The organism is Rhodococcus sp. NPDC059968 (genome assembly GCF_042738615.1).
In the GTDB taxonomy this organism is placed as follows: Bacteria; Actinomycetota; Actinomycetes; order Mycobacteriales; family Mycobacteriaceae; genus Rhodococcus_F.
The window spans coordinates 161,613-188,395 of the sequence record NZ_JBHWUE010000003.1 but is presented as its reverse complement, the minus strand read 5'-3'; the positions used below and the strand labels follow the sequence as shown (position 1 = coordinate 188,395).

27 protein-coding genes are annotated in these 26,783 nt (G+C 66.8%); 10 read left to right on the top strand and 17 right to left on the bottom strand.

Translation table 11 applies throughout. The annotated features are described in order from the left end of the window. Positions 1-17: 17 nt before the first annotated feature. A complete protein-coding gene (locus ACFWAY_RS05035; RefSeq protein ID WP_378509983.1) occupies positions 18-1,496 on the bottom strand; it encodes an MFS transporter in 1,479 nt (492 codons plus the stop codon). 85 nt (positions 1,497-1,581) lie between these two features. Here ACFWAY_RS05035 and ACFWAY_RS05030 point away from each other — a divergent pair, with 85 nt between their 5' ends. Continuing rightward, complete coding sequence (locus ACFWAY_RS05030) at positions 1,582-2,667, top strand: Lrp/AsnC family transcriptional regulator (protein WP_378453024.1); 1,086 nt, start codon at positions 1,582-1,584, stop codon at positions 2,665-2,667. A 15-nt stretch (positions 2,668-2,682) separates the two neighbouring features. Here ACFWAY_RS05030 and ACFWAY_RS05025 read toward each other — a convergent pair whose 3' ends face one another. The 10 genes from ACFWAY_RS05025 to ACFWAY_RS04980 form a co-directional block, all read right to left on the bottom strand. After that, complete coding sequence (locus ACFWAY_RS05025; protein WP_378509982.1) at positions 2,683-3,525, bottom strand: metallophosphoesterase family protein; 843 nt, start codon at positions 3,523-3,525, stop codon at positions 2,683-2,685. A gap of 32 nt (positions 3,526-3,557) precedes the next feature. After that, complete coding sequence (locus tag ACFWAY_RS05020) at positions 3,558-4,451, bottom strand: carbohydrate ABC transporter permease (protein WP_378509981.1); 894 nt, start codon at positions 4,449-4,451, stop codon at positions 3,558-3,560. An 8-nt stretch (positions 4,452-4,459) separates the two neighbouring features. Beyond that, the gene (locus ACFWAY_RS05015) at positions 4,460-5,413 is read right to left on the bottom strand and encodes a carbohydrate ABC transporter permease (protein WP_378453027.1); all 954 of its coding nucleotides are present in this window, start codon (positions 5,411-5,413) and stop codon (positions 4,460-4,462) included. Continuing rightward, on the bottom strand, positions 5,413-6,276 hold the full coding sequence (locus ACFWAY_RS05010; RefSeq protein WP_378509980.1) for a phosphodiesterase: 864 nt from the start codon (positions 6,274-6,276) through the stop codon (positions 5,413-5,415). Before ACFWAY_RS05010 ends, ACFWAY_RS05015 begins: the two co-directional genes overlap by 1 nt. A 26-nt stretch (positions 6,277-6,302) precedes the next feature. Beyond that, a complete protein-coding gene (locus tag ACFWAY_RS05005; protein WP_378453029.1) occupies positions 6,303-7,052 on the bottom strand; it encodes a tyrosine-protein phosphatase in 750 nt (249 codons plus the stop codon). Positions 7,053-7,083: 31 nt separating this feature from the next. Beyond that, positions 7,084-8,442, bottom strand: a complete 1,359-nt coding sequence (locus tag ACFWAY_RS05000; RefSeq protein WP_378453030.1) for an extracellular solute-binding protein — start codon at positions 8,440-8,442, stop codon at positions 7,084-7,086. Continuing rightward, positions 8,442-9,611: an ABC transporter ATP-binding protein gene (locus ACFWAY_RS04995; RefSeq protein ID WP_378509979.1), complete on the bottom strand. Its 1,170-nt coding sequence runs from the start codon at positions 9,609-9,611 to the stop codon at positions 8,442-8,444. The genes ACFWAY_RS05000 and ACFWAY_RS04995 overlap by 1 nt, the downstream gene beginning before the upstream one ends. 148 nt (positions 9,612-9,759) lie before the next feature. Then, positions 9,760-10,629, bottom strand: a complete 870-nt coding sequence (locus ACFWAY_RS04990; RefSeq protein WP_378453032.1) for a MurR/RpiR family transcriptional regulator — start codon at positions 10,627-10,629, stop codon at positions 9,760-9,762. Positions 10,630-10,997: 368 nt separating this feature from the next. Beyond that, positions 10,998-11,222 (bottom strand): anti-sigma factor family protein, encoded by a 225-nt coding sequence (locus ACFWAY_RS04985; RefSeq protein WP_378453092.1) that lies wholly within the window; start codon positions 11,220-11,222, stop codon positions 10,998-11,000. 12 nt (positions 11,223-11,234) lie between these two features. After that, a complete protein-coding gene (locus ACFWAY_RS04980) occupies positions 11,235-11,936 on the bottom strand; it encodes an RNA polymerase sigma factor (protein WP_378509978.1) in 702 nt (233 codons plus the stop codon). Positions 11,937-12,139: 203 nt separating this feature from the next. Between ACFWAY_RS04980 and ACFWAY_RS04975 the strand changes: the two genes are divergently transcribed. The 4 genes from ACFWAY_RS04975 (at position 12,140) to ACFWAY_RS04960 (ending at position 15,738) form a co-directional block, all read left to right on the top strand. Beyond that, positions 12,140-12,307: a hypothetical protein gene (locus tag ACFWAY_RS04975; RefSeq protein WP_378453034.1), complete on the top strand. Its 168-nt coding sequence runs from the start codon at positions 12,140-12,142 to the stop codon at positions 12,305-12,307. A 62-nt stretch (positions 12,308-12,369) separates the two neighbouring features. Next, the gene (locus ACFWAY_RS04970) at positions 12,370-12,810 is read left to right on the top strand and encodes a helix-turn-helix transcriptional regulator (protein WP_378453035.1); all 441 of its coding nucleotides are present in this window, start codon (positions 12,370-12,372) and stop codon (positions 12,808-12,810) included. Between the two features lie 14 nt (positions 12,811-12,824). Then, positions 12,825-13,238 carry a VOC family protein gene (locus ACFWAY_RS04965; RefSeq protein ID WP_378509977.1) on the top strand — a complete coding sequence of 138 codons (414 nt, stop codon included), beginning with the start codon at positions 12,825-12,827 and terminating at the stop codon, positions 13,236-13,238. Between the two features lie 52 nt (positions 13,239-13,290). After that, positions 13,291-15,738 carry an ATP-binding cassette domain-containing protein gene (locus ACFWAY_RS04960; protein ID WP_378509976.1) on the top strand — a complete coding sequence of 816 codons (2,448 nt, stop codon included), beginning with the start codon at positions 13,291-13,293 and terminating at the stop codon, positions 15,736-15,738. Here ACFWAY_RS04960 and ACFWAY_RS04955 read toward each other — a convergent pair. From ACFWAY_RS04955 to ACFWAY_RS04935, 5 genes are read right to left on the bottom strand one after another with little or no spacing between them, the layout of a single operon-like run. Then, entirely contained in the window at positions 15,723-16,043 is a 321-nt protein-coding gene (locus tag ACFWAY_RS04955) for a DUF2218 domain-containing protein (RefSeq protein WP_378453038.1), read from the bottom strand. The two genes, ACFWAY_RS04960 and ACFWAY_RS04955, sit on opposite strands and share 16 nt — an antisense overlap. 31 nt (positions 16,044-16,074) lie before the next feature. Then, a complete protein-coding gene (locus tag ACFWAY_RS04950) occupies positions 16,075-17,040 on the bottom strand; it encodes a VOC family protein (RefSeq protein ID WP_378453039.1) in 966 nt (321 codons plus the stop codon). Beyond that, positions 17,037-18,128, bottom strand: coding sequence for a 4-oxalomesaconate tautomerase (locus ACFWAY_RS04945; RefSeq protein WP_378509975.1), 1,092 nt, complete (start codon positions 18,126-18,128; stop codon positions 17,037-17,039). The genes ACFWAY_RS04950 and ACFWAY_RS04945 overlap by 4 nt, the downstream gene beginning before the upstream one ends. Next, positions 18,128-18,844 carry a 4-carboxy-4-hydroxy-2-oxoadipate aldolase/oxaloacetate decarboxylase gene (locus ACFWAY_RS04940; RefSeq protein WP_378509974.1) on the bottom strand — a complete coding sequence of 239 codons (717 nt, stop codon included), beginning with the start codon at positions 18,842-18,844 and terminating at the stop codon, positions 18,128-18,130. Before ACFWAY_RS04940 ends, ACFWAY_RS04945 begins: the two co-directional genes overlap by 1 nt. Beyond that, positions 18,841-19,578, bottom strand: a complete 738-nt coding sequence (locus tag ACFWAY_RS04935) for a PIG-L deacetylase family protein (protein ID WP_378453042.1) — start codon at positions 19,576-19,578, stop codon at positions 18,841-18,843. The genes ACFWAY_RS04940 and ACFWAY_RS04935 overlap by 4 nt, the downstream gene beginning before the upstream one ends. A 357-nt stretch (positions 19,579-19,935) precedes the next feature. Here ACFWAY_RS04935 and ACFWAY_RS04930 point away from each other — a divergent pair, with 357 nt between their 5' ends. The 4 genes from ACFWAY_RS04930 (at position 19,936) to ACFWAY_RS04915 (ending at position 25,144) form a co-directional block, all read left to right on the top strand. After that, positions 19,936-20,910: an amidohydrolase family protein gene (locus ACFWAY_RS04930; RefSeq protein WP_378509973.1), complete on the top strand. Its 975-nt coding sequence runs from the start codon at positions 19,936-19,938 to the stop codon at positions 20,908-20,910. 40 nt (positions 20,911-20,950) lie between these two features. Then, entirely contained in the window at positions 20,951-22,318 is a 1,368-nt protein-coding gene (locus tag ACFWAY_RS04925; protein WP_378509972.1) for an MFS transporter, read from the top strand. A 67-nt stretch (positions 22,319-22,385) separates the two neighbouring features. After that, on the top strand, positions 22,386-23,762 hold the full coding sequence (locus ACFWAY_RS04920; protein WP_378509971.1) for an MFS transporter: 1,377 nt from the start codon (positions 22,386-22,388) through the stop codon (positions 23,760-23,762). A 35-nt stretch (positions 23,763-23,797) separates the two neighbouring features. Further along, complete coding sequence (locus ACFWAY_RS04915) at positions 23,798-25,144, top strand: MFS transporter (RefSeq protein ID WP_378509970.1); 1,347 nt, start codon at positions 23,798-23,800, stop codon at positions 25,142-25,144. A gap of 14 nt (positions 25,145-25,158) precedes the next feature. On the opposite strand, the gene ACFWAY_RS04910 is transcribed toward ACFWAY_RS04915, so the two are convergent. Next, positions 25,159-25,827, bottom strand: coding sequence for a GntR family transcriptional regulator (locus ACFWAY_RS04910; protein WP_378509969.1), 669 nt, complete (start codon positions 25,825-25,827; stop codon positions 25,159-25,161). Between the two features lie 107 nt (positions 25,828-25,934). Between ACFWAY_RS04910 and ACFWAY_RS04905 the strand changes: the two genes are divergently transcribed. Beyond that, positions 25,935-26,744 carry a DUF1932 domain-containing protein gene (locus tag ACFWAY_RS04905; protein ID WP_378509968.1) on the top strand — a complete coding sequence of 270 codons (810 nt, stop codon included), beginning with the start codon at positions 25,935-25,937 and terminating at the stop codon, positions 26,742-26,744. Positions 26,745-26,783 lie beyond the last annotated feature (39 nt).

Sequence of the window (26,783 nt, the reverse complement as noted above, 5' to 3'; positions counted from 1 at the left end):
TCGATTGAATGACGTGATCAGGCGCGAGCCGGTTCGTTTTCGCCGACAGTCGGCGCGGGGACCTCGGAAGCGATCCGCGGGTGACGAGAACCGAGGAACGGGGCCAGGACAGCGATGGCGATGCAGAGGGCCGCACAGATCGCCCAGACTGTCGCGTAGGAGGTGAACGACGAAATCGAGCTCGTCTTCTCGCCCACGGTCACCGAGGTGACCAGAGATGACATGAGGAGGGCGAACATTGCCCCGGCGACCGATCCCGCTCCGGTTCGGGAGCTGTTGTAGAGGCCGGAGGCGATACCGACCGAATCCTCGGGAGCGCGATTGACGATGATCGCCGGCACCACACCCGCGAGTATTCCGACGCCGAAGCCCAACAAGAACAGCCAGATCGAGAAGGTGACCACACTTCCGTGCGCGACAAGCATCGCCACGTATCCGGCGGCGCTGACGAGTGCCCCGAACACGACGGCGAAGCGTGGTGTCAGCGTGCGCGCGATCCGGTCGCTGATCGTCGAGGCGATGAATGCTCCGGTGGCAGTGATCGACAGGAGGAGACCCGCGACCGTGGCTGTCACACCGAGGCCGTACCCGTACGCATTCGGATCGGCTCGCGAGAACAACGAGATGGGCGCCTGGGAACCGAACGACTGAGCTCCGAGCAGTGCAGCGATGAGCATCGGGAGCACGAGACGGCCCCGCTTCAGGACGCGGAAGTCGATGAGGGGGTTGGTCACTCGATTCTCGACCACCACGAACGCCGCCAACGCGACCGCACCTGCGGCGACGAGAGCGACGATCAGCGGGCTTGCCCACCCGATCGCGTTGCCGTTGGATACGCCCCCCATCACCATGAGCAGGCCGGACGACAGGAGAGCCGCCCCTGCCCAATCGATGCGCCCCTCCTTGCGTACGGTCGTCTCACGAACGAGGAAGTGGGCGACGGGAACGCAGATCGCCAACATGATCCCGGGAACCAACAGCACGACGGTCAGGTTCTCGATGCGGGTCATGAACCAGCCCGCGAGGAATCCGCCGACGATGACGCCGCCGGTGAGTGCCCCGATCAGACGACCGATATTGCGCCCCGCCCGGTCGGGATCCCGGTGCCGGACGATGGCGAATTCCAACGGCAGGAAAGCGATCAACGGGGCCTGCAGGGCACGGCCCACGAGAAGGACGGCGAACGACGGGGCGAACGCGACGACGAAGGATCCCACGGCCACTGCCGCCGCGGACGCCACGAGCATCCTGCGATGGCCGTACATGTCACCGAGCTTGGCGATGATCGGCACGCAGGCCACCGATGCGAGTAGGAATATCGCATTCACCCAGTTCAGCGCTGCTGCCGAGGTCCCGTGGTGTTGTCCGATGCTTGTGAGAAGCGGTGGATACCACCCCTGCAACAGACCGCTTCCGAACTCCATGACGATCAGGAAGCCGACGGCCGCGGAGGTTCCGGTGGCCCGCCTCGCGCCGGTGTGCGGCGTAGTGCTCATATGTTCCTCCAGCGAAATCTGTGTGGTGGTCGTATCCTCAGTCCGGTTGAAATCCGATAAGTTAAATGTCAGGAAACGATGCAAAGTGGCCTCCTCGAAACCGGATTCTCTGCGCAGAGACTCCGATCTACGGCTGATTCACGCTCTGCAACTCGAGCCGCGAGCATCGTGGACCGAACTGGGCCGGGCTCTCGCCACCGATCCCGTCGGGCTCGCCCGGCGATGGGCCAGGATCACCGATGAGGGGCTTGCGTGGATTACTGGGCAACGTCGCTACTTCCCCGCAGTGGCCATCGTCGAGATCGAATGTGCGCAGGGGAAAGCCGCCGAGACTGCGAGTCTGCTCGCCGACGAAGAGATTGTGCGCACCATCGATCACACGTCCGGTGGGCGCGATCTCGTCGCCGTGGTCGCGGCAGCCGACCTCGAGTCGCTGTCGGCGTTCGTGATCGATCGTCTGGGTGATCAGCGTCTGATCACCCACGCTCGCACGCACCTGGTGACCGAGGTTCTCGTGGAGGGCAGCGACTGGAGGTTGAACGCCCTCTCCGAGTCGGAGGCTCGGCGGGTTCCCCGGGCCAAGGCGCCCCGGCCACGTGCAGCACGGCAGGTTCCCGCCGACCTCGAGGCGGTGATCGTCCGCGAGTTGTACCGCGACGGACGAACACCTACCGGTGACATCGCCGCGCAGGCGGGCGTCAGCAATCAGCGAGTTGCCGATGCCATTGCGACACTCCGTCACTCGGGTGACCTCGTACTACGGACGGATGTCGCCCGCAGCTACACCGGGTGGCCGATCAACGCCTGGTACTTCGTGCAAGTGCCTGCGTCGTCGATCGATCGGCTTCGATCGACGCTGTCGCGGCTCGCGGAAGTCCGGCTCGCGGTCACCACCGCGAGCCGCTACAACCTCGTCATGACCCTATGGATTCGTGACCTTGCCGACGTCAACCGATTCGAAGCCTTGCTCGAGAAGGTCCTCGCGGGAGCCCGCATCGCCGATCGCGCCGTCGTCATACGACCGGCAGTACACCTCGGGCGCCTGTTGGATGCCCGGGGATTCGTCACCGGACTGTCCAGCCTTCACGACGACCCTGCCCCGCCCCGGACGCGGGACAGGGCAGTGAACGCCGAGGAAGCGGGGCAAGTTGTTACCGACGTCGGCTCGTAACAGCTCGAATCGACGTCACCCGACCGGGCTGGGCCCCAGCGCATCGATGGCCTCGGTCACCTCGGGCACGGCGGTCGCCGTCACGTCTTCGAGGCCCGGCACGGATCGGTAGCCCGCGCGCACGACCCCGCCGGTGCAGTCGTACTCGACGATGCCGAGTTGATGGAGCGGCCCGGGAACGGCGTCACCCTCGCCGGCCACGAATCCGGTGGACGGCGCCCAGACCTCGAGCACCCCGTCGCGGACGGTCTGCCGGTAGCAGTGCAGGTGCCCACTGCCGACGGCGGCAAGTGACATCTTCCCGAGAGCCGTGAGCAGCCGGGTACGGGATTCCCCGATGTCGACGGCATGCCCGACCGGTTCGTCCAGTGCTTTCCAGACCGGCTTGTGCAGGAACACGATCACCCGCTGCGAGTCGGGAACGTTCTCGGCGACGTCCTCGACCCAGGCCCACTGGCTGGTCTCCCGGTCGAGACCGGAACCGAAGAGCTCGCTGTTCAGCCCGAGCACCGTCCAGTCGTCGACGTCGTGGCGCCAGTGATCGGGACCCCACGCCGTCTCGAAGGCGGCGACCCGCCTATCGGTTACGCCGATACCCTTCCACGGCGCGGAGCCCGGCTCCCCGACGTCGTGATTGCCGGGCACGACGAGCACCGGAGCGGTGAACCGCTGCATCAACGTGTGGGCGTGCGCACGGTCGTCGGCATCGTCGGGGTGGATGATCACGATGTCGCCGGAGTGCACGATGAGATCGGGACGGACCTGATTGTTCACGTAGTCGACGACGCGTTCGAAGTTCTGCTGTGTGCGTCCTCCGCGGGCGGACAGGTGCGTGTCACTGATCTGGACGATCTTCATCGGAGCTCCTTCGGGTTGTGGCCGGCCGAACGTCATTTGAGGCCGGACCGGACGAATGCGTCGCGCACGTAGCGCTGCAGGAACAGGTAGATCAGAAAGATGGGCAGGCACGCGAGGCCCGACGCCGCCATCACAGCACCCCAGTTGTTGCCTTCTGCGCCGAGGAAGCCGCGAATTCCGATCTGGACGACCGCATTCGACTGGCGCATGATCAGCGACGGCCACAGGTACTCGTTCCATGCCGAGATGAACAGCATGATGCCCAGCGCCGCGAGCGCCGGTCTCATGTTGGGCAGCACCACCTTCCACAGGGTTGCCCACGAGTTCTGGCCGTCGATGTGGGAGGCATCCAGCAATTCTCGCGGAAACGCCTCCATGTGCTGGCGCATCAGCAGAACACCGAACGCCGAGCACAGATTCGGGATCACGATCCCGGCAACGGTATTCAGCAGGCCCATCTGAGAGATGAGGAGGTAGTTCGGAATCATGGTGACCTGGAACGGCACCAGCCACGATCCGACGAACAGCAGAAACAGCACCTGCTTCCCGAAGAACGTCCACCGCGCGAACGCGTAGGCGGCCGGGATCGCGACCAGAAGCTGGCTGACGGACATCGCCAGTGCCATGACGAACGTGTTGACGAGCATCGACGCCATCGGAATGGTCTCCCACACGTAGCGGAAGTTGTCCAGACTGAAGGGAGACGGCACCGGGCTGACGGACAAGGAGTCCTCGGGACGACGGAATGCGGTGGCGAACATCCAGTACACCGGGAAGATACTGAACACGGTGACGGCGGCGAGAACCACGTGCCCGGTCGCCACCCGGCTGCGGGAACGGGTGGCCACCGGGGCGTCGCCGGGATCGCGGGCCGGGGCAGCGACGGTGGTCGATCGGGCCGGTGCATCGACAAGTGCAAATGCCATGGGGTGTCCTAGTTATCGTAGAAGCTCAGTCGGTCCGACACACGAACGAACACGACGGCGATCAGTCCGAAGCCCAGAAAGAACAGGGTTCCCGCGGCAGCCGACAATCCTGCGTCGAAATTCTGGAATCCGAACTGGTACAGCAGGTAGTAGATGTTGGTGGAGGCGCCGCTCGGGCCGCCCTGCGTGACGATGTCGATGATCGGGTACGCCCACTGCGCGCCCAGCAGGATCGTCATGAGGCCGAGGAACACGAGCGTCGGGGACAGCAGCGGCAGGGTGATCTTGCGGGTGATGGTCGCCTGTGACGCGCCGTCGAGGGCCGCCGCCGACGCGTAGTCGGGATTGATTCCGGCCAGTCCGGCGGAGATGACGAGCACACCGAAGCCGAGCATCTGCCACCCGACGATCAGCACGACACCGAGCATCGCGAGGCCGGGTTCTCGAAAGACGTTGCCCAACTCGAAACCCAGGGTTGCGGCCGCCCGGGGGATCGTGCCGCCCTCGGGATTGAACAGCCACCGCCAGATCGCACTGCCTGCCACCGGGGTGATGAGGAACGGGACGAAGATCAGGGCCTGGTAGAGCGTCTTCCAGCGTCCGGCCACCCGGTTCGACAGCAGCGCGACGACCATCGGCAGCAGCAACGAGAACACCATGAACGCGAGGACGTACACAATCGTGTTCCGCAGTGCCTGATGGAGTTCGGGCAGCGACAGTACGCGAACGTAGTTGTCCATTCCCACCGGAACCTTCGGGCTGGTGGGCACCATGTTCCACTTGTAGAACGACAGGCCGATGGTCTCTCCGAGCGGCTTGTAGATCCACACGATCAGCAGGACTACGGCGGGCAGGAGGTACAGGTACGGCGCGAGACCGCGTCGCACCCGGCCGGCCGGCGACGGAACTGCCGGTGTGCCGGCGCGGACGGCCGAGGCTGCGGCCGGAACTTCGACGAACATCAGACGCCGGGCGCCGTGAGCTGCTCGATCGACTGCCGGATATCCTCCGCAGTCATCTCGTACACCGCTGGGGAAACCTCGAGCGGGACCACCGTGTGCAGGACCCGGTCGCGGTAGACGTGCACCATGTTGAAACCCTGCGCGCCGTCCTGGCCGCGGATGCTGCCCTCGTCGACGAGCAGATCCTGTGTGTAACAGGTCGCCGATGCCACCGACACCGGGATGCCCGCGAACGTGCACGTCGTGGAGTAGTGCAGGTGTCCGGCGAGAATTCCGCGGACGTCGGTGCCCGCGAGCACCGTCTCGAGCCGGTGCTGTTCCTTCAGCTCTACCGACTCGATGGCGTCGAGCAGGCCCGGCACCGGCGGATGGTGCAGGGCGAGCAGTGTGCCGTGCGGTGCCGGCACGGCCAGGACGTCCGTCAGCCAGGCGAGCTGTTCGTCGCTGATCAGACCGTGGTGGAACCCCGGAACCGTGCTGTCCAGCACGATGATCCGCAATCCGTCGACATCGACGACCGCATCGACAGAGTCCTGGGTGGGTTCGGCGTCGAGCAGGCCGCTCCGGAAGGCGGGCCGGGCGTCGTGATTGCCCATCACCCAGATCACCTTCGCGCCGAGGCGCTCCGCGGCGGGCTCGACGATCCGGCGCAGGCGTACGTACGCCTCGGGCTCGCCCATGTCGGCGAGGTCGCCGGTGAACACGATGGCCTCGGGCGGCCGGCCGGCCTTCTCGAGCCGCTCGAACAGCCGGGAGAGGTTGGCGTCGCTGTCGACCGAATCGTGGAGCAGGGCGCCGTCGGTGACGAAGTGGGTGTCGCTCACATGCAGGATGTAGTGGTCGGGTTCCCCGTACTGGGACATGAGGTTTCTCCTGTAGAAAGTGGGGGTCAGGCGACGAGTGCGCCGCGCAGGTCGTCGAGTTCACGCTCGGTCGTGCCGTGGCCGAGGAGGTAGTCGCGGACGCCGCCGTGTGTGGCGGTGATCGAGTCGAGGGTCGTGCGCATCAGCGCGGCAGGGCTGGCGCCGACCAGGTGATCGACGTCAACGCCGTCGGGCAGACCGCGGGCGCGCATCTTCACGGCCATGCCGAGCGCCCAGTCGCCGGCCAGCAGGACCTCGGACATCGCGTAGTCCGCGACGATGTCCCGTTGATCGACACCCACCGCCGCGAGTGTCAGAGCGACGACCAGACCGGTGCGATCCTTTCCCGCGGTGCAGTGAACGACGGTCGGGTCGTCACCCGAGGCGGCGATGGCGCGGACGGCGCGGGTCAACCGATGTCCGTAGTTCTCGACCATGTCGCGGTAGACGACCGCGAGGTCGAAGTTCGCGCCGTCGAGATCGATTTCGCCCTCGTACACCGGCAGGTGTTCCACCCGGTGTCCGACGCCGTCGAGTGCGGTCGGGCTGTCGTCCAGCTCCTGCTGTTCGCGGAGGTCGATGACGAGAGCGAGTCTCCGCTTCCGGAGCAGGTCGCGGGCCGGCTGGTCGAGCTGGTGAAGCGCGTCCGAACGGAACAGCTTGTTCCACTTGGTGGTCCCCGAGTCCGTGGGGAACCCGCCGAGATCGCGGAAGTTGTAGGTGCCGGTCAGATTCAGGCGTCGATGATTCGTCGGCGCAGGCAGAGTGCTGGTCATGGTGTCGGTTTCTCGTCCTGTTCGGAATTGGTTACTGAATGAGTTCCTGCACGCGCTGCTGCGCCGCCTGCATGGCGTCGGCGGGGTCCTTGCCGTAGTAGACCGCGTCCTCCACCGCCTGGCCGAGGATGTCGTCGGCCTGCACATAGCTGTTGCCGGGGTAGGACTTCCAGGCCTCGAGTTTGTCGAGCTGGCCGAGATTGGGTGCCAGGAGGGGGTTGTTGTCGGCCCATTCCTTCAACGAGGACGGATCCTCGGTGAGCGACGGGCGCAGCGGAAGGTAGCCGATCTTGCTGGAGATCTCGGTGTACGCATGGTCGCTCGTCATGAACTTGATGAACTCCCACGACGCGCGCTGCTTCGCCGGATCCTGTGAGAACGTGAACAGAGCCGATCCCGAGTTGGTCGGCACGGCCGCGTGCCCCTCGAATGCGGGCATCGGTGCGGCACGCAGGTCCCAGCCACCGGTCGCCGCCGACTTCATGAACATCCCCTGCAGAGCCGACGTCTGCAGCTGAATCGCCACGTCGCCCTTCGCGAAACTCTCGTACTGGGTGGTCGAGTCGAGATTGGCGAGAACACCGTCGTCATACATCTGCCGCAACGCGGTCACCGCCGACACCGCGCCGGGCTCACCGAATTCGATGGTCTTGCGGTCCTGCGACAGCACATCGCCGCCCGCCGAGCGGAACAGCGCCTGCATGCACCAGTTGCCGCCCTTGACCGAGCACGACACGGACAGCGCCGGCTTGCCGGTCGCCGCGGTCACGGCCTTGGCGGCAGCCGCCACCTTCGGCCACGTCGACAGGTCGGCGTCGGCGGGCAACCCGGCCTTCGTGAGCGCGGTCGCGTTGTAGAAGAGGGTGGGGGTGGAGAACACGTACGGGATGCCGTACGTCTCGCCGTCCCAGTCGCCGAGCGTCGCGGCCCGTGGGTGGAACGGGTGCTCGCCACCGAACGTCGCGTCCACGGCCTCGGTGCCGAACAGTCCGTCGAGCGACTGGGCGCCGAGTTCGTTGACGGCGAAATCGAGGGTGTCGAAGGTCAATTGGGCTACGTCGGGGGGCGATCCGGCGAGCATCTGCGTCTGCACACTACTCGCGGTTCCGGCGCCGGCCGTGCCGCTGCCCTGCGGCGGCTGGGCCTTCACGCGGATGTTCGGATGCTGCGCCTCGAAGTCGGTAACGAGGCCGTTGATCGTGTCCGACCAGAGTCCGGCCTGTTGGAGGTTGTAGGACTCGAAGACGATGTCGACCTGCTGGTCGGGGCCCAGTTCCGGGACCGGTGCGCCGGTGCCCGAGGTGCCTGGCGCGGCCCCGCCGGTGGCACAGCCAGTCAGAGCGGCGGCCACGGCCGCCACTACGACGGCAGAGAATGTCGATCTACGCATCACGCTGCTCCTGTTGCGGAAAGTGTTTCGGGAGAGTGGTCCACAGCCGTGGGGGCCGCGGAGTCGAAGTCGGTGAGTTCGGGGACGTCCACCCATTCCAGGCGACGTCCGGTCGCGCGGTCGAAGAGGTGCACGTGGGCGGGATCCGCGGTGAGGACGGCGGATCGATGGGCGCGCAGTGCAATCGGTCGCGGTGCTCGCACGCAGACCGTGGCACCCCCGACCTCGCAGTATGCGACCTGCTCGCTGCCGAGATTCTCGACGGACGTGACGTCGACCGACAGCCGCACCCCTTGATGATCCACAGGGTCGGCGACGCGGAGATGCTCCGGCCGGATGCCCAGGACGACGTCGCGGCCGTCGGTGTGTCCCGGCCACAGCGGTGCGGTCGCGCCCTCGGCGGACGCGACAACAGTGCCGTTCACGGTGCGGACGCGTGCGTCGAGCAGGTTCATTGCGGGACTGCCGAGAAAACCGGCGACGAACACGGACGCCGGCCGGTCGTAGACGTCCTCGGGTGTTCCGACCTGTTCGAGTGCGCCGTTGTTCAGCAGGGCGATCCGCGTCGCCATCGTCATCGCCTCGACCTGATCGTGGGTGACGTACACGAACGTGGCCCGGAGCCGGCGATGGAGGTCGGTGAGCTCGCGCCGCGTCGCGGTCCTGAGCTTGGCGTCGAGGTTGGACAGCGGCTCGTCCATCAGGAACGCCTTCGGATTACGCACGATCGCGCGCCCGACCGCGACGCGTTGCCGCTGGCCACCGGACAGTTCCTTCGGCTTTCGGCCGAGCAGGTGCGCGATGTCGAGTTGCTGCGCGACGGCCTCGACGCGCTCGGCGGCCTCCGACTTGCGCATCTTCTTCACGCGCAACGGAAAGGCGAGGTTCTTCGCGACGCTGAGGTGCGGGTAGAGCGCGTAGCTCTGGAAGACCATCGCGACGTCCCGGCGCCGGGAGGGCGCCGCGGTGATGTCGTCGTCGTCGAGCAGGATCCGTCCGCTGGTCGGCTCGAGCAGGCCCGCGAGCATCCTCAGCAGCGTGGTCTTTCCGCACCCGCTGGGCCCGAGGAGGACCAGGAAATCGCCGTCCCGGATGTCGAGGTCGATGTTGTCGACCGCGGTGAAATCTGCGAACTTTCGACTCAGATTCTCGATCCGAATCCTGCCCATTGGCCTCTCCCGATGAAATGACGTTACCCAATCTCGGCGAGACGGGGAATTTCGTTACATCGGTAGTTAGCCAGGGTCAGGTTAATGGTGGGCGAATGGCGGTCCAATCATCGGTGATGCTTCGCGCAACGGCTGTAGCTCGATGCCGTCACGGATGGATCAGCGGCACAATCTGTTTGAACGTCTCGGCCGCAGCCTCGGCCGAGCCGCCCCGCGCACGGCAGACGGCGATCTGCAGGCTGATGAGGAACGCGAGCTGCACCACCGTGGCCGACGCGCCCAGTCCGCCCCACGGTCCCGTACCGCCACCGATGACCAGTCCGATGTCGGATTTCTCCACGAGGGTCGAACGGGCGTAGCTGGTGACGCCGATGACCGTGGCCCCCGCTGCCCGCGCGGCCTCGAGCGGCCGCAGGGTGACCGAGTTCAACCCGCTGTCGCTCACCGCGAGGCACACGTCACGGGACGTCAGGCGCCCGGCAGTCAACTGCTGGATCACGGCGTCGGTCGGTGCTTCGGCGTGGCGGCCGTTGAGAATGAACCGCACGGCCACGGCCGCCGCCGACGGTCCCGAGCCGCCGTTGCCGACAACGAGCACCCGCTCCGCCTCCGCGAGCGCCGTCACCGCCCGCTCGAACGAGTCTTCGTCGAGGGGTGCCAGGGCGCCGGCGAGATCCGTCGCCAGTTCGGCGAACACAGCCCGCACCAGTCCGGTGCCGTTCTCTTCGGCGGCGGGTGTTCCCCCCAACTCGGTATCGGCGGACCCCAGATCCCTCAGCAGCAACATCCGTAAGTGCTGGAACCCCTTGAAACCCAGATTCTGGCACGCACGGATGACGGTGGCAGTCGACGTCTCAGCGTGTTCCGCGACGTCGGCGGCCGACCACCAAGCAACATCCTGCGGGCGCTCCACGCAGACGTCCGCCACGCGACGCTCGCTCGGAGCCAGCTTGGGTGCGACGGCTCGGATGGCTGAGAGGGTGGTCCCCACGGGCGGATCGATCGACGACGCAGTCATGAGCCTTGAATAACACACAGCGGTGAACGAAGGACACGCCGATGACCCACCGCGCAGGTGGCGAACCGAGGCGTGTGGCGAAAGTTGCTGTCTCTCAATCGGTACGCAACCTCAGTTGAGTGGGACGTTCCAGATGATCGGGACCTGATCGGTGGGTATGTTCCCGGCCCTGCGTTCCTGCCGCTGGTCGCGCTGCCGATCGCGGGTCCGATCGTCGTTGCCACCGGGGATGTCGCGGCCGGGGCAACCGCGCCCGCGACGCCGACGGGAAGGACGCCGAGTGCGGTTGCAGCCACCACCACGGTCACGATCCGCTTCCGCAGCGAGCCGCGGTGGGTGCGCCGGTCGTCTTGGTGAGTTTCCCGCCGCTACCGCCAGTCGCGGAACGCGGCGAGCAGGCGGTCCCGCAACGCCGGATCGAGCTCGTCCGGGGGGAGCGCACCGAGGGTGTGTACCGTCTGCTCGATCTGCTCGAGATAGGTGGCGCATCCAGGGCATTCGCCCAGATGGGTGTCGAATCGGGCCCGGGCATCGGGATCCATGTCATCCTCGAGGTAGGCCGTGACGAGTTCGACGAGGTCCTGGCAGTCCATGTCTTCCATGTCTCACGCTCCCGTTCCAAGATAATCCTCGAGGGCCTGGCGCACGTGTGCGCGGCCCCGATGCAGCAGCACCCGCTGGTTCGCCGGGGTGATCGAGAGCATCGCCGACACTTCCTCGGCGTCGTAGCCGAGGACGTCGCGCAGAGCCACCACGATCCGCTGGCGGTCGGGGAGGTGCTCGAGTTCGCGGCCTGCGACGTCGAGCACCTCCGCACCGAGGACCGACCCCTCGGGGGTCTCCGGCCAGCTGGTAGGCGGAGTCGCCCAGTGGTGTGGATCCTCCGGGGAGGATGCCGGCAGGAACCGGGCCGGATCCACGGAGGCGCTGCCCGTGTATGCGGCCAGTGCGGCGTCGAAATCGTGCCGGTCCCGCACTCCCCGTTTCTTGGCGATGTTGACGAGTATCCGGAACAGCCAGGTACGGAGCGTGGAGCGGCCTTCGAATCGGTCGATGCCCTGGAGCACGGCGATCCAGGTTTCCTGGACGACGTCCTCGGCGACTTCGGTGCTGGCCACGTACCCTCGCGCCACGCGCAGCATCATCGGCGTGTGCAGGTCGACCAATTCGGCGAATGCCGACTCGTCCCGTGCACGCAAAGAGTCGACGAGGCACTGCTCGTGCGAGGTATCGATCTCCGTCATCCGCTCCTCCTCGGTGATCGAGGTGCTCCGGAAGCGTGGCCGCGTGAGACGGCCGGATGACATCCAACATTACTGATCCGGGCGGCAGCCGTCGATCAGCCGCGTCCGGTCGCGTGGCGGTAGGGCCGAACGGCCCTGTCTTGGCTCCGAGGTGCGGGGAAGACTCGATGCGGAGGGGTGGCGGGTCGTGGCGACACGGTGACGGTCGATGCGGCCCGGGTGCCCCAGGACAACGACTGGACCTGGCAACCCAGGGAGGGCGACGCATGGACGTTCGGCGAACTCCGCAGGCGCGTTCGGAGAATTACTGGGAGCAGCTGGCTTCAGTGGAAGCTCGCCACCTGGACGGTGCGGAGCGGGACCGGCTCCCGGCCCCGGACGAACAGGTCTCGCTCGTCGACCACTGTCGAGGTGCAACGCCCGATCCGGCGTGAGGATCGTGAGTGCGGGCGAGTGGCGCTAGGCAACGTCGGTGCGACGTGGCACGATTTCGTTTGTGACGAGCAGTACCGCTGCGAACCAGCGCCTACGCGACCTCGCGCTGCTGCGCCGCGTCCGTGACCGGATCGATCGGGAGCACGCGCAGCCGCTGGACGTCGAGTCGCTCGCCCGTGGCGTGAACATGTCGGCCGGGCACCTCAGCCGCCAGTTCCGGCTCGCGTACGGCGAGTCGCCGTATTCGTACCTGATGACGCGCCGCATCGAGCGGGCGATGGCGCTGCTGCGTCGTGGCGACCTCAGCGTCACCGAGGTCTGTTTCGCGGTCGGCTGCTCGTCGCTGGGCACCTTCAGCACGCGTTTCACCGAGCTCACCGGGGTCCCACCCAGCACGTACCGACGCCAGGAAGCGGACGCGACGGCGGGCATACCGTCATGCGTGTCGAAACAAGTCACCAGACCGATCAGGAATCGAGAAGCGCAGGTCGCTGATTCGTAATTATCGTGATCTCCATGGACATCACAATTCACCAGACCTACCTCCCCCAGGACGACCCGGACGCCGCGTTGGCCTTCTATCGCGACACTCTCGGCTTCGAGGTCCGCAACGACGTCGGATACAACGGGATGCGCTGGATCACGGTCGGCCCGGCCGACCAGCCCGGCACGTCCATCGTCCTGCATCCGCCGGCCGCCGACCCCGGTATCACCGACGACGAGCGCCGCACCATCGCCGAGATGATGGCCAAGGGCACCTATGCAGCCATCAACCTGGCCACCAGGAACCTCGACGGTGTCTTCGAGAAGCTGCAGGCCAGCGATGCCGCGGAGGTCGTCCAGGAGCCGACCGAGCAGCCGTACGGGGTCCGTGACTGCGCCTTCCGCGATCCCGCGGGCAACATGGTTCGTATCCAGGAACTGCGCTGATCGACGCCGACGGAGACCGCGAAGGCGGCTCCGCCCAACAGATGGAGACAGGATGAGCATGGCCACGAAGGCGGACACGACGGGGCGAGCGAAGCGACGGGATGTGTCGGGGCGAGCGGAGCGACGGGAAATGTCGGAGTCGCCGGATCTGCACCTTGCCGACAGTCACGATCTCATCCGCGTGCACGGCGCGCGCGAGAACAACCTCAAGGACGTCAGTGTCGAGCTCCCGAAGCGCCGGCTGACGGTGTTCACCGGTGTCTCCGGCTCGGGCAAGAGTTCGCTGGTGTTCGCCACGATCGCCGCGGAGTCGCAGCGGATGATCAACGAGACCTACAGCGCTTTCGTGCAGGGCTTCATGCCGTCACTGGCGCGACCCGACGTCGACGTACTCGACGGGCTGACGACGGCGATCATCGTCGACCAGGAGCGGATGGGCTCGAACCCCCGCTCCACCGTCGGCACCGCCACCGACGCGAACGCGATGCTGCGCATCCTGTTCAGCCGGCTCGGGAAGCCGCACATCGGCTCACCCCAGGCGTTTTCCTTCAACGTCGCGTCGATCTCCGGCGCGGGCGCGGTCACCATCGAGCGCGGTGGCCAAGAGACGAAGGAGCGGCGGAGCTTCAGCATCACCGGCGGCATGTGTCCGCGATGCGAGGGCCGGGGCGCGGTCACCGACTTCGACCTGACGGCGCTGTACGACGACAGCAAGTCGCTCAACGAGGGCGCGCTCACGATTCCCGGCTACAGCATGGAGGGCTGGTACGGCCGCATCTTCCGGGGCTGCGGCTACTTCGACCCGGACAAGCCGATCGCGAAGTTCACCAAGAAGCAGCTGCAGGACCTGCTCTACAAGCCGCCGACCAAGATCAAGGTCGAGGGCGTCAACGTGACGTACGAGGGGCTGATCCCGAAGATCCAGAAGTCGTTCCTGGCCAAGGACGTCGACGCCATGCAGCCGCACATCCGCGCGTTCGTGGAGCGGGCGATCACGTTTGCCACCTGCCCCGACTGCGACGGCACCCGACTCAGCGAGGGGGCTCGATCGTCGAAGATCAAGGGGAAGAACATCGCCGACGTCTGCACGATGCAGATCAGCGACCTCGCCGACTGGGTCCGCGGTCTGAAGGAACCGTCGGTGGCCCCGCTGCTCACCGGGCTGCAGCATCTCCTCGACTCGTTCACGGAGATCGGGTTGGGGTACCTCTCACTCGACCGGCCGTCGGGCACCCTGTCCGGAGGTGAGGCGCAGCGCACGAAGATGATCCGCCACCTCGGTTCGTCGCTCACCGACGTCACCTACGTCTTCGACGAGCCGACCATCGGCCTGCACCCGCACGACATCCAGAGGATGAACGGCCTGCTGCTGCAGTTGCGCGACAAGGGCAACACGGTGCTGGTCGTGGAGCACAAGCCGGAGGCGATCGCGATCGCCGACCACGTCGTCGACCTCGGCCCGCGCGCCGGCACCGAGGGCGGCCAGGTGGTGTTCGAGGGCACCGTCGAGGGTCTGCGGGCCAGTGACACGCTCACCGGGCGTCATCTGGACGACCGCGCGTCGCTGAAGCAGTCGGTGCGCACACCGTCGGGGGCACTCGAGGTGCGTGGCGCAGACAGTCACAACCTGCGCCGCGTCGACGTCGACATCCCACTCGGCATGCTGGTGGTCGTGACCGGCGTGGCGGGCTCGGGCAAGAGTTCGCTGATCCACGGTTCGGTGTCCGGGCGGGACGGGGTGGTGTCGATCGACCAGGGCGCGATCAAGGGCTCCCGGCGAAGCAATCCGGCGACCTACACCGGACTGCTCGAGCCGATCCGCAAGGCGTTCGCGAAGGCCAACGGAGTGAAGCCCGCGCTCTTCAGCTCCAACTCCGAGGGCGCGTGCCCCACGTGCAACGGCGCCGGTGTCATCTACACCGACCTGGGCGTGATGGCCACCGTCGAGTCCCCCTGCGAGGAGTGCGAGGGGAAGCGGTTCCAGGCCGAGGTGCTCGAGTATCACCTCGCCGGGCGCGACATCAGCGAGGTCCTCGCGATGTCGGTGGCCGAGGCCGAGGAGTTCTTCGGTTCCGGCGAGGCCCGGATCCCGGCGGCTCACAAGATTCTGCAGCGGCTCGCCGACGTCGGGCTCGGCTACCTCAGCCTCGGACAGCCGCTGACCACGCTGTCCGGCGGCGAACGGCAGCGGCTGAAGCTGGCCACCGCCATGGCCGACAAGGGCGACACCTACGTCCTCGACGAGCCGACCACCGGCCTTCACCTCGCCGACGTCGAACAGCTGCTCGGACTGCTCGACCGGCTCGTCGACTCCGGTAAGTCGGTCATCGTCATCGAGCATCACCAGGCGGTCATGGCCCACGCCGACTGGATCATCGACCTCGGCCCGGGCGCCGGCCACGACGGCGGCCGGATCGTGTTCGAGGGCAGGCCGGACGATCTGGTGTCCGCCCGCTCCACGCTCACCGGCGAGCACCTCGCGGCCTACGTCGGCACCTGACCGCCCCTTTCCCATGTGACTGTCAGACCGTCACGTTCGCCGAATCTGACGAGATGCCTTCCGACGACGTCTTCCAGTCGGGGCAACTCGTCGGATTCGGCGACGAGGTGCAGGTGTAGTTCGCCGTCTCCGGCGGTCACCGTCGCCCGGCCGCCGGCCAGGTCGATCCAGCCGGATCGTGTGTCCGGTGTCCACTCGCCGCCGTTGCGGCGTCCGAGGTGAGATACGAGTTGTTTGCCGTACCGCTCGGGCCGGTCGGTGCGGACGATCGCGTGGGATTCGCCGCCCGCGATGGCGTCGGTCATGTCGGTCCCTTTCGACGGTGCGTCCCGGTTCTCAGTGAGTGCTCGGAACCGGTGGGGTGCCGTGGGTGTGGAACGTCTCGATGGTCTTCATTCCCCACGCCTGACCCTTCGACCGTTCGGCCTCGGTCCATTCGACGACGTCCCAGTCGGGATCGAGGATCAGCCGCGCTCCGGGGTTGCAGAACTCGATGCGGTTGCCGCCCGGCTCGTAGACGTAGAGGAAGAACGTCTGCTGGATGGCGTGCTTGTGCGGTCCGGTCTCGATGTGGACACCGTTCTCGAGGAAGACGTCGGCGGCACGGAGGATGTCCTCGCGGGTGTCGGTGGCGAAGGCGATGTGGTGCAGACGCCCGTTGCTGCCGGTCCAGTCCTCGGTGTAGACGACGTCGTAACTCTTGTTCGTGAAGGTCAGCCACTGCCCGGCGATTTTACCGGTGTTCAGCCGGATCTGTTCGGTGGGACGGCCGCCGAGCACGTCCCGGACGAAGGCTCCGTTGGTCTCGACGTCGGCGGCGAGGAAGTTCACGTGATCGAGGCGGCGGACCGTGGCGGGTGCCCCCGGGTAGCGCTCGGCCTGGTTCTTCAGCGCCGGCGCGAACTCCGCCGGCGGAGCGGTCTTCTCGACCTCCCAGTACAGGTCCATCGGGTGCCCGTCGGGGTCGGCGAACGTGTAGGTCTTGCCGATCCCGGGATCACCGTCGCGCCACCCGATGCCGCGGCCGGCGGCCTCGATCGCCGCGACACGGCGTTCCAGTGCCGCGGCACTCGACGTCCGGTAGCCCAGCCGCCCGATGCCCGACGTGTCGTGGGCGGTGAGCTTGAGGGAGTGGTGCTGGTAGTCGTCCCACGAACGCAGGTACACGCTGTCGCCGTCGGCGGCGACTTCGCGCAGGCCGAGCAGTTCGGTGAAGAACCACCTGCTCTCGTCGAAGGTCGGGGTGAACAGTTCGACGTAGCCGAGGTGGGCGATGTCGAAGCGGGCGTCGTCGGTGCTCATGAGATGTCCTCGGTGTGGGGGACGGCGGGCCGGGGGTAGACGGTGCCGTCGAACAGTGTGCGCGCGGTGCGGATCACGGCGGCGCGGCGGATGTCGACGCCGGCGTCACCGGTGTACGTCAGGTCGATGTCGACGTCGAAGTACCCGGTGGGGTGTTCGATGCGGACGACGGCGTCGTCGCGGTGACGGCAGAGCCGATCGGCAACCGATCCGGGGATCCGGACCGCGGTGCCGACGGTGAGTGCTCCCAGCACGCCGATGGCGGTGTGGCACCGCACGGGGATGAACGTGCGGGTGTCGAGGGTGCCGTCGCCGAGCGGGGCGGCGACCAGTGTCATCTTGGGGACGGTCGTGGTGGACACATCGCCGAGACCCATCAATTTGCCTGCCTGCGAACGGATGTGGGCGAGCCGCGCGGTCAGGTCGGTGTCGGCCTCGAGCTCCCCGGGGCTCTCGTGACCGCTCACACCGAGATCGGCGGCGGCGATCACGACCGTCGGCATGCCGTTGTCGATGCAGGTGACGTCCACTCCGTCGACGGTGTCGACGATGCGGCCGGTCGGGAGCAGCGTCCCGCAGGTCGAGCCGGCGGTGCCGGAGAACGCGATGCTGATCGGGGCGGCTGAGCCGGGCACTCCGGCGATCTCGCAGGTGCCGGCGTAATCGACCTGCCCGCCCGGTGTCGGGAACGTTGCCGTGGCGAAGCCGTCCGAATTGACCATCCGGATCCGGACACTCGTGTGCTCGGGATCGGCAGGCACCAGGCCGTGTTCGACGGCGAACGGGCCGACGCCGGCGAGGATGTTGCCGCAGTTCTGCGCCGACGACACGAGGGCCTGATCCACAGCAACCTGCAGGAACAGGTAGTCGACGTCCGCGCGCGGATCATCCGACGGGCTGATCACCGCGACCTTGCTGGTGAGCGGGTGGGCGCCGCCGATCCCGTCGATCTGACGGGGATCGGGGGTGCCCATGACGCGCAGCAGGAGATCGTCCCGCTCGCGGAGATCGGAGGGGAGATCTGCGGCGAGGAAGAACGCCCCCTTGGACGTACCGCCCCGCATCCAGGTGCAGGCGATGCCGCCCATTACAGCGTCTCCTGCTGTTCCAGCCGGTACTGCTTCTGCGACAGGTACCGCACGCCGAGGGAGTCGAGGACCGGACGCAGACCGTACCGGTCCAATCCCAGCTCGCCGGCGCGGAAGGACTGTCGCGCAGCCTCTTCCTTCTCCAACCGGGCGCGGGAGGCTGCGACGGTGTCGGCCGCGGTGACACGGGGGACGATCACCACACCGTCGTCGTCGGCCACCACGACGTCACCGGCGTCGACGGACACCCGGCCCAGGGTCACGGGAATGTTCACCGCGCCGGCGGTGGCCTTGACCGTGCCCTGCGCGGACACCGCGGTGGACCACACCGGGAAGCCCATTTCGTTCAGTTCGGCGACGTCGCGGACGCCGGCGTCGATGACGAGTCCGCGGACACCGCGCGTCTGCAGGGCGGTGGCGAACAGTTCGCCGAACATGCCGTCCGTGGAGGGGGAGTTGGTGGTGACCACGAGGATGTCGCCGGCGCCGCACTGCTCGATGGCGGCGTGGATCATCAGGTTGTCGCCTGGCCAGGACAGCACGGTGACGGCGGTGCCGGCGATCCGGGTGCCGGACTGGATGGGCCGGAATTGTGGGCCGGCGAGGCCGGTGCGCCCCTGCGCCTCGTGCACCGTCGCGGTGCCGAACTCGGCGAGGGCGTCGACGGTGTCGAGGGGTGTCTTGATCGGGTCGGTGAGTACGACGGGATCTCTCACGACAGCACCTCCGCCACCTGCGGGTAGTACCGCACGTACGCCTCACCCATCGTGTCGGTGCTGAAGCCGAGGTTCGGTCCGGCGTTGCGCTTGACCTGCACGCCGCGGCGCCGTGCGAGGTCGGTGTAATAGGTCCACATGTGTTCCTGCGCCACAAGGGATTCCATCGCCTTGCGCTTCTGTGGGAAGACGTCGGTGATGTCGATGAGCACGTTCGGCTTGAAGTCGCACTGCTCGGGTTGGTGCGGCTCGAAGAAGAACACCGGCGGCGCGCCCAGGGGCTCACCCTCGGCGGGGTAGCCGATCGCCTGGGCCAGGATCCGGGCGTCGAGCGCCATTCGGGCGGCCGCGGGATGGTCGGCGTTGTACGGGTCTATCAGCGGATGGGTCAGCACCACAGTCGGATTGACGTCGCGGTAGACGTGCACCAACCGGTCGACCAACTCCGGAGAGGGCAGCAGCGGGTAGTCGCCGGCGTCGAAGAACTCGATCTCCGCTCCCAGTGCCGACGCGGCCGCTTCCGCTTCTCCCCGCCGGATGTCCTTGATTTCCTCGAGCGACTTGCCTTCCCGCCACGCCCGAGCGGACTCGCCGCGCTCGCCGTAGCTCAGGCACACGACCTTCGCGCGTTCGCCGCGAGCAGTGGCGGCGGCAATGGCGCCGCCGGCACGCCAGACGAAGTCGCCGGCATGGGCGCTGACGACCAGCAGAGCCGGTTCAACCTGATTTGCCATGGTTCTTCCCTTCTTCGCTATCCGAGATGTGGGCGGGGTCACCGCGTCCGGTAGCTAGTAGCTCACATTTCCGACTAAATTGTCAACAATTACGTACTCATTTTTCACGACGAGAAGGTTGTGGAGATCGTGGCGGATCGTATAGGTTGTGTGCCGAGTGACCTGAGTCACGCGATCGAATCATCGCTGTGAGGAGTGCCATGCCGGCTGTTTCGTTCGGCGCCGCGACGCCGCGCCGATGCGGGCGCCGGCGAGGTGGTGCCGTCGGTATTCGTTGGCCCGCAGGGATTTCCAACCATTCTCAACAGAACGACGCACTGCTGACGCACCGTGCAGGATGCCAAGGAGAAAGAAACTATGTCGGATCTGAGTCGACACGCGTTCCTGGGAAGTACCTCCGCATTACCGGCGGTGACCGGACCGTTCACCAAGACGCCGGGCTGGCTGGATTGGTACCAGAACCCGTCGACACCGCGCTTCGCGGTGCCGGCGGGAGCGGTCGACGCCCACTGCCACGTATTCGGGCCCGGTGCCCAGTTCCCCTTCGCGCCGGAACGCAAGTACACACCGTGCGACGCGAGCGAGGATCAACTCTTCGCGTTGCGTGATCACCTTGGGATGAGTCGCAACGTCATCGTTCAGGCGACCTGTCACGGAGCGGACAACAGTGCGATGGTCGACGCCGTTCAGGCGGCCGGCGGCCGGGCGCGCGGCATCGCCACGGTCCGCCCCGACATCGCCGGCACCGAGTTGCGCCGACTCGACGAAGCCGGCGTGCGAGGGGTGCGGTTCAACTTTCTTCCGCGACTGGTCGAGGGCACCTCGAAGGACGATCTGATCTCCATCGCGCAGAAGATCGCCCCGCTCGGGTGGCACATCGTCATCTACTTCGAGGGCCCCGACCTCGAGGGCTTGGAGGGCTTCTTCGACACACTGCCCACGCCGCTGGTGGTGGACCACATGGGTCGTCCGGACGTCACTCGACCCGTCGACGGGCCGGAGTTCGGTCGATTCCTCCGCTTCGTCGAGCGCAACGAGGCGTGGGTGAAGGTCAGCTGCCCGGAGCGGCTCACCGTCACCGGCCCGCCGGCGCTGAACGGCGAACAGAATTCCTACGCGGATGTCGTGCCCTTCAGCCGGCAAGTAGTCGAGGAGTTCCCCGACTCGGTGCTCTGGGGCAGCGACTGGCCTCACCCCAACCTCACCGACCACATGCCCGACGACGGGCTCCTGGTCGACCACATTCCCCACGTGGCCACCACCCCGGAACTGCAGCACAAGCTCCTCGTGGCCAACCCGATGCGCCTGTACTGGCCGGGCGAGGACTACTGAGCCGCCCTCCACCGCAACACTTCCCGAGAAGGGCCTTCCCGTGCAGCACTCCAACGCAGCGAACCGGCTGGACCGCCTGCCGATTTCGCGATTCCACAAGATCACCCTGGTGGCCGTCTCGTTCGCCTACTTCTTCGAGTTCGCGGACATCAACACGTTCGCCACCACCGTCCCCAAGCTCGTCAAGCTGTGGGGGGTCACCGTCAACCAGGTCGCCTACGTCACCTCCCTGTCCTTCGTCGGCATGTTCTTCGGCTCCCTCATCGGTAGCTGGATCGCCGACCGCTGGGGCCGTAAGAACGCGTTGGCCATCACCACCCTGTGGTTTGCCGTCTTCTCGTTCGCCTCGGTGTTCTCCTGGGACATCCCGTCTCTCGGCGTCCTGCGGGTCCTCACCTCGGCGGGGCTGTCTGCCATGACCGTGGTGGCGGTCATCTACGTCAACGAAATCTTCCCCGCCGCCGTTCGCGGCAAGTACCAGGCCTACGCCATCGTCATCGGCATCTGTGGCACACCCGTCACCAACCTCGTTGCCGCCGCGGTCGTTCCGCTCACCGATTGGTCGTGGCGGCTGGTCTACCTGTGGGGCAGCCTCGGCATCCTCTTCCTCCTCTTCACCCGGCACCTGAAGGAATCGCCCCGCTGGTACGAGAGCAAGGGCCGGTACGACGAGGCGGACGCCGTTCTGAGTCAGATCGAATCCCGTGTCACCGCGGAGACGGGCCCGCTGCCCGAGCCTGCCGCCCCGATCGCAGTCGCCACCAAGCAGACCAAGGCGCCGCTGCGACTGCTCCTGCAGAAGAGGTACCTCGTTCCCACGGTTCTGCTCTCGGTTATGTGGGTGACCCAGACGATCGGCTTCTTCGGGTACTCCAGTTGGGCGCCCACCCTGTTGGCGCAGGAAGGCCTCAGCGTGGAGAAGTCGATCTTCTACGTCGCGCTGACCACGGTCGGTGCGCCGCTGGGCTGCTTCCTCGCCGCACAGGTCACCGACCGCGTCGAACGTAAGTGGTGCCTCGTCGCATTCGGTGTGGTGATCGCGATCTGTGGCCTGTTCTACGGGCTGACGTTCAACCCGATCATGATCGTGGTGTTCGGCTTCCTCGTGAACTTCTTCGAGCGCGGGTACACCGCAGTGGCCTACGCATACTCCCCGGAACTGTTCGACACCCGAACCCGATCATTGGGCACCGGCGTCTCCTACGGACTCGGACGCCTGTCGAACGCCGTCGGTCCGCTCGTCATCGCCGCGCTGTACACCGGCTCGGGCTACCAGAGCGTCTTCTACTTCATCGCCGGCACCTGGCTCGTCGGCGCTCTCGTCCTGGCACTCTTCGGACCCCGAACCCGGCAGAACCGGCGCGCCCAGTCAGCCGAGGTGGCACCGACGGTCTCCACCGGAGCATGACGGCATCGGCCGCCGCCGATAGCCCATGCCGATTCACGCCCCTGTCACCAGACTTCCGGAGAAGCCCATGTCCGTTTCAGATATTCGATCCAGCTCGACAACTCGTAGTCAGCTCGCGGACGCCACGCCTCGCCGCACCCGGATCCGCTTCCTGATCGTCGCACTGCTCTTCATCATCTCCACGCTCAACAACGCCGACCGCGCGATCCTGTCGATCACCGGCACCGAGATCAAGGCCGACCTGGGTATCAGCGCCATCACTCTCGGCTACCTGTTCTCCGCGTTCGCCTGGGCGTACATGCTGGGCCAGATCCCCGGCGGACGGCTCGTCGACCGGTTCGGTGCCAAGCGCGTGTATGCGGTCAGCATCTTCGTGTGGTCGCTGTTCACTCTCCTGCAGGGCTTCGTGCCGCTGATGAGCATCGGCGCCGCGGTGGTCGCCCTGTTCGCCTTGCGGATCGGTGTCGGCATCGCGGAATGCCCGGCGTATCCGTCGAACGGCCGCGTGGTGGCAACCTGGTTTCCCACCTCCGAACGGGCCACGGCCTCCGCCATCTTCAACTCCGCACAGTATGCGGCGGCCGTCGTGTTCACCCCGATGATGGCGTGGCTGACGCATTCGCACGGCTGGCACTCCGCCTATCTCGTCATGGGCGGAATCGGCATGGCGCTGAGCGCGCTGTGGCTGACATTCTACGATCAGCCACGCAAGCACCGCATGGCCAACGACGCCGAGATCGAGTACATCGCCGACGGCGGTGCGCTGATCGACATCGAAGAGGCGAGTTCCGCTCCCGATGCCGCGAAGGTGGATACTGGCAACGCCATCCGCCAACTGCTCAGCAGTCGAATGATGCTCGGTCTCTACACGGGCCAGTTCTTCATCGCCACCATCGTCTACTTCTTCCTGACGTGGTTCCCGATCTACCTCATCGAGGAGTTGGGAATGCCGCTGCTCGACGCCGGTCTCGCCGCGTCCATTCCCGCAATCTTCGGCTTCCTCGGCGGCATCCTCGGCGGCATCGTCTCCGACCGCCTCCTGAAACGGGGAATATCGCTCACCAGGGCCCGCAAGTTCCCGATCATCACCGGGTTGACCCTGTCGACCTCGATCATCCTCTGCAACTTCACCACCTCCCAGACCGTCGTCATCCTGATCATGGTGCTGGCATTCTTCGGCAAGGGCCTCGGCAGCCAGGGCTGGACTCTCGTCTCGGACACCTCCCCCAAGGAGGCAACCGGATTGTCCGGCGGCCTGTACAACACGTTCGCGAGCGCCGCCGGCATCACCACGCCGCTGGTGATCGGCTACATCGTCGACGCCACCGGATCGTTCGACGGAGCGTTGATCTTCGTCGGTGTCAGCGCAGCGCTCGCGGTGTGCAGCTTCCTGTTCATCATGGGCCCCATCACGCGAGTCGCGTTGAAGCCCGCCGAGAACTGACCGCAGTCACCCTCTTCCACGAAACCTGGAGTGCCATGACCATCGACCACACCGGGTCCGATCGCGCCCGGACCCGCCTCGCTCTCTCGGTGCTGGCCCTGTGTTGGTTCGCCATCCTGTGCGACGGGCTCGACACGTTCGTCTACGGTGCGGTGTTGCCGCGCATGCTCGCCGACCCGGCCCTCGGTATGGACCCCGGTGCCGCCGGCACCGTGGGCAGCGTCGCGACCCTCGGCATGCTGATCGGCGCGCTGGCGGCAGGCCCGATCGCCGACCGGCTCGGCCGGCGCACCGCGATCGTCGCAGGCGTCGCGTTGTTCTCGATCGCGTCATTGGCCTGCGCAGTCGCCCCCTCGCTGGAGGTCTTCGCGGCGGCGCGGGGCGTGGCCGGGCTCGGCCTCGGCGGGCTCATCCCCACCGCCATCTCGATGGTCATGGAGTACGCCCCGCGCGGGAGGGCGAACCTGATGGTCGCATCGCTGATGACCGCCCATCAGGCCGGCGGCATCCTCGCCCCGGGATTGAGCATGCTTTTCCTGGACAGTCGCGGATGGCGCTTCCTGTTCCTGCTCGGTGGCCTACCGCTGATGCTTGCCGTGCCGCTCATGCTGAAGTTCCTCCCCGAATCGATGGGGTATCTGCTCGCTCGCGGCCGCGTCGCCGATGCCGAAGCGCTCGCTCGTAGTCGCGGGGTGGCGGTCACCGACTTCGTGACTACCCCGACCGGCACGGGCGGGACGGCGTCGCCGACTGCGCACCGCATCCGCCGGCTGTTCACCGGATCCCGTGCGATCACCACCCCGGCGTTGTGGACGGCGTCGTTCGCCGGGCTGCTGCTGGTGTACGGGGTGGCCACCTGGTTGCCGGTCATGATGAGGTCGACCGGGTACGAACTGGGCTCGGCGCTGAGTTTCCTGCTGGTGATCAATCTCGGTGGCATCGTGGGCATGCTGATCGCCGGGCAGGTGGCCGACCGGGTCGGGCCGATTCCGACCGCGCTGGTGTGGTTCGCGTTGACCGCCATCGGCATCGCGGCGTTGTCGGTGCAGCTGCCGCTCGCCGCGACCTACGCCGTGGTCTTCGCGACCGGTGTGTGGTTGTTCAGCGCCCAGACCATGGTCTACGCCGGCACGGCCGCCCACAGCGAGGCCGACTTCCGGGCCACCGCCGTCGGGCTCACGTCGGGGATCGGCCGGTTCGGCGCTGTGTTCGGCCCCTGGCTGGGCGGCGTTCTCATCGCTTCCGGGACTCCGCGGTGGGGGTTCGGGGCCTTCGCAATTGCCGCTCTGCTTGCCGTGGCCGCGCTGCTGGTGGTTTTCGTGACAGACCGCGTCGGTTCGCGCGCGACGACGAGTTCAGTGCTCGAACGGGTCTCCCTGTGAGTGCCCGTGTGCGGTCATCCCTGCCGGGCCTCGGCGACGTCCTCGAGCGCGGCGGTCACGCTCGCCAGGTGGTGCCGCATGGCTGCCTCCGCCCGCTCCGGGTCGCGCGCGCACACCGCGTCGATGATGGCGACGTGCTCGGGCAGCGACACCGACATCCGGCCGGGGTGCATCGCCAGCTTGAACTGGTGCCGCACCAGCTGACCACGCAGCCGCTCGAGGATCTCGTCCGCCGACCGCTGCGCACTGATCTCCCGAACGCGCTTGTGCAACAACTGGTTCGCCCGCGAATACCCGAACACGTCTCCGGCCGAGACCGACGTCGTCAATTCCTCGCGCAAGGCGGTGAGTTCCTCGATCTCCGCGTCGGTGATCTTCTGAGCCGCCTTCGCCGCGCACAGTCCTTCGACGACCATGCGCACCTCGGTGATCTCGACCGCCTCGTCCAGCGACACCGACCGCACGCGGGCGCCGCGGTTCTGGATCCGCTCGACGAGGCCCTGGGCGGTGAGTTCGTGCAGGGCCGCCCGGACCGCGCTGCGACTGGCGTCGTACTGCGCACACAGGTCTGCCTCGACCATGCGTTGGTTGGGTGCGAAATCTCCGTCGAGGATCGCCTTGCGAATCAGGTCGGTGACCGCAGCCTGATCCGTGCTGTGCTCGCGAGCTTCCTTCACCGGCATCGGGCTATCTCCGCTCAGATCATCACCAAAATTGTTACCGATATTGTACCGACCCATCGTCACCTGGATCGCACATGGCACCAGATCCACCCAGGAAAGAGGAACCGATGACCCAGCAGACGACGATCGCCGTCCTCGGACTCGGCGAGGCCGGCGGCGCATTCGCGCGCGATCTGATCGCCGCCGACGCCACCGTTCGCGCCTTCGACCCCGAAGTCGCCGCACCGGACGGAGCCATCGCGTGCCGCTCCGAGGCCGAGGCCGTCGGCACCGCCGACCTCGTCCTCAGTGTGAACAACGCGCGCGCCGCGAAGGGCGCACTCGAACGGGGCGGCCCCGCAACGAGTGCCGATCAGGTCTGGGTGGACATGAACACCGCCGCGCCCGATCTCAAACGCACCCTCGCCGCCCACGCCGCCAGACACGGACTCGGTTTCGTCGACGTGGCGATCATGGCTCCGGTCCCCGGCCGCGGACTCCGCATCCCCCTGATGGCGAGCGGCCGCGACGCTCACCGGGCCGCGGAAATCCTCACCCGCTACGGCGCATCCGTCGACATCCTCGATGCACCGGCGGGTGCGGCCGCGGAACGAAAACTGCTGCGCAGCATCTTCTACAAGGGAATGTCCGCGGCCATCGTCGAAGCCCTCACCGCGGGTCGCGCACTCGGCCTCGAACAATGGCTCACCACGAACATTGCCGACGAACTGACCCGGGCCGACGCCGGCACGATTGCCCGCGTCGTCGACGGAACGCGTCGCCACGCCAGGCGCCGCGCCGACGAAATGGACGCCGCCGCAGCCATGCTCCGTGCCCTCGGAATCGAACCCGACATCGCCCAGGCCACCCACGAACTGCTGACCAAGATCCCGGCGCCATCAGCATGTGCCGAACCGAGACGTGCCGTGCCGAACTGAGACGTCGCCACCTTCCACCCGGTCATAGCGTCACGTTCC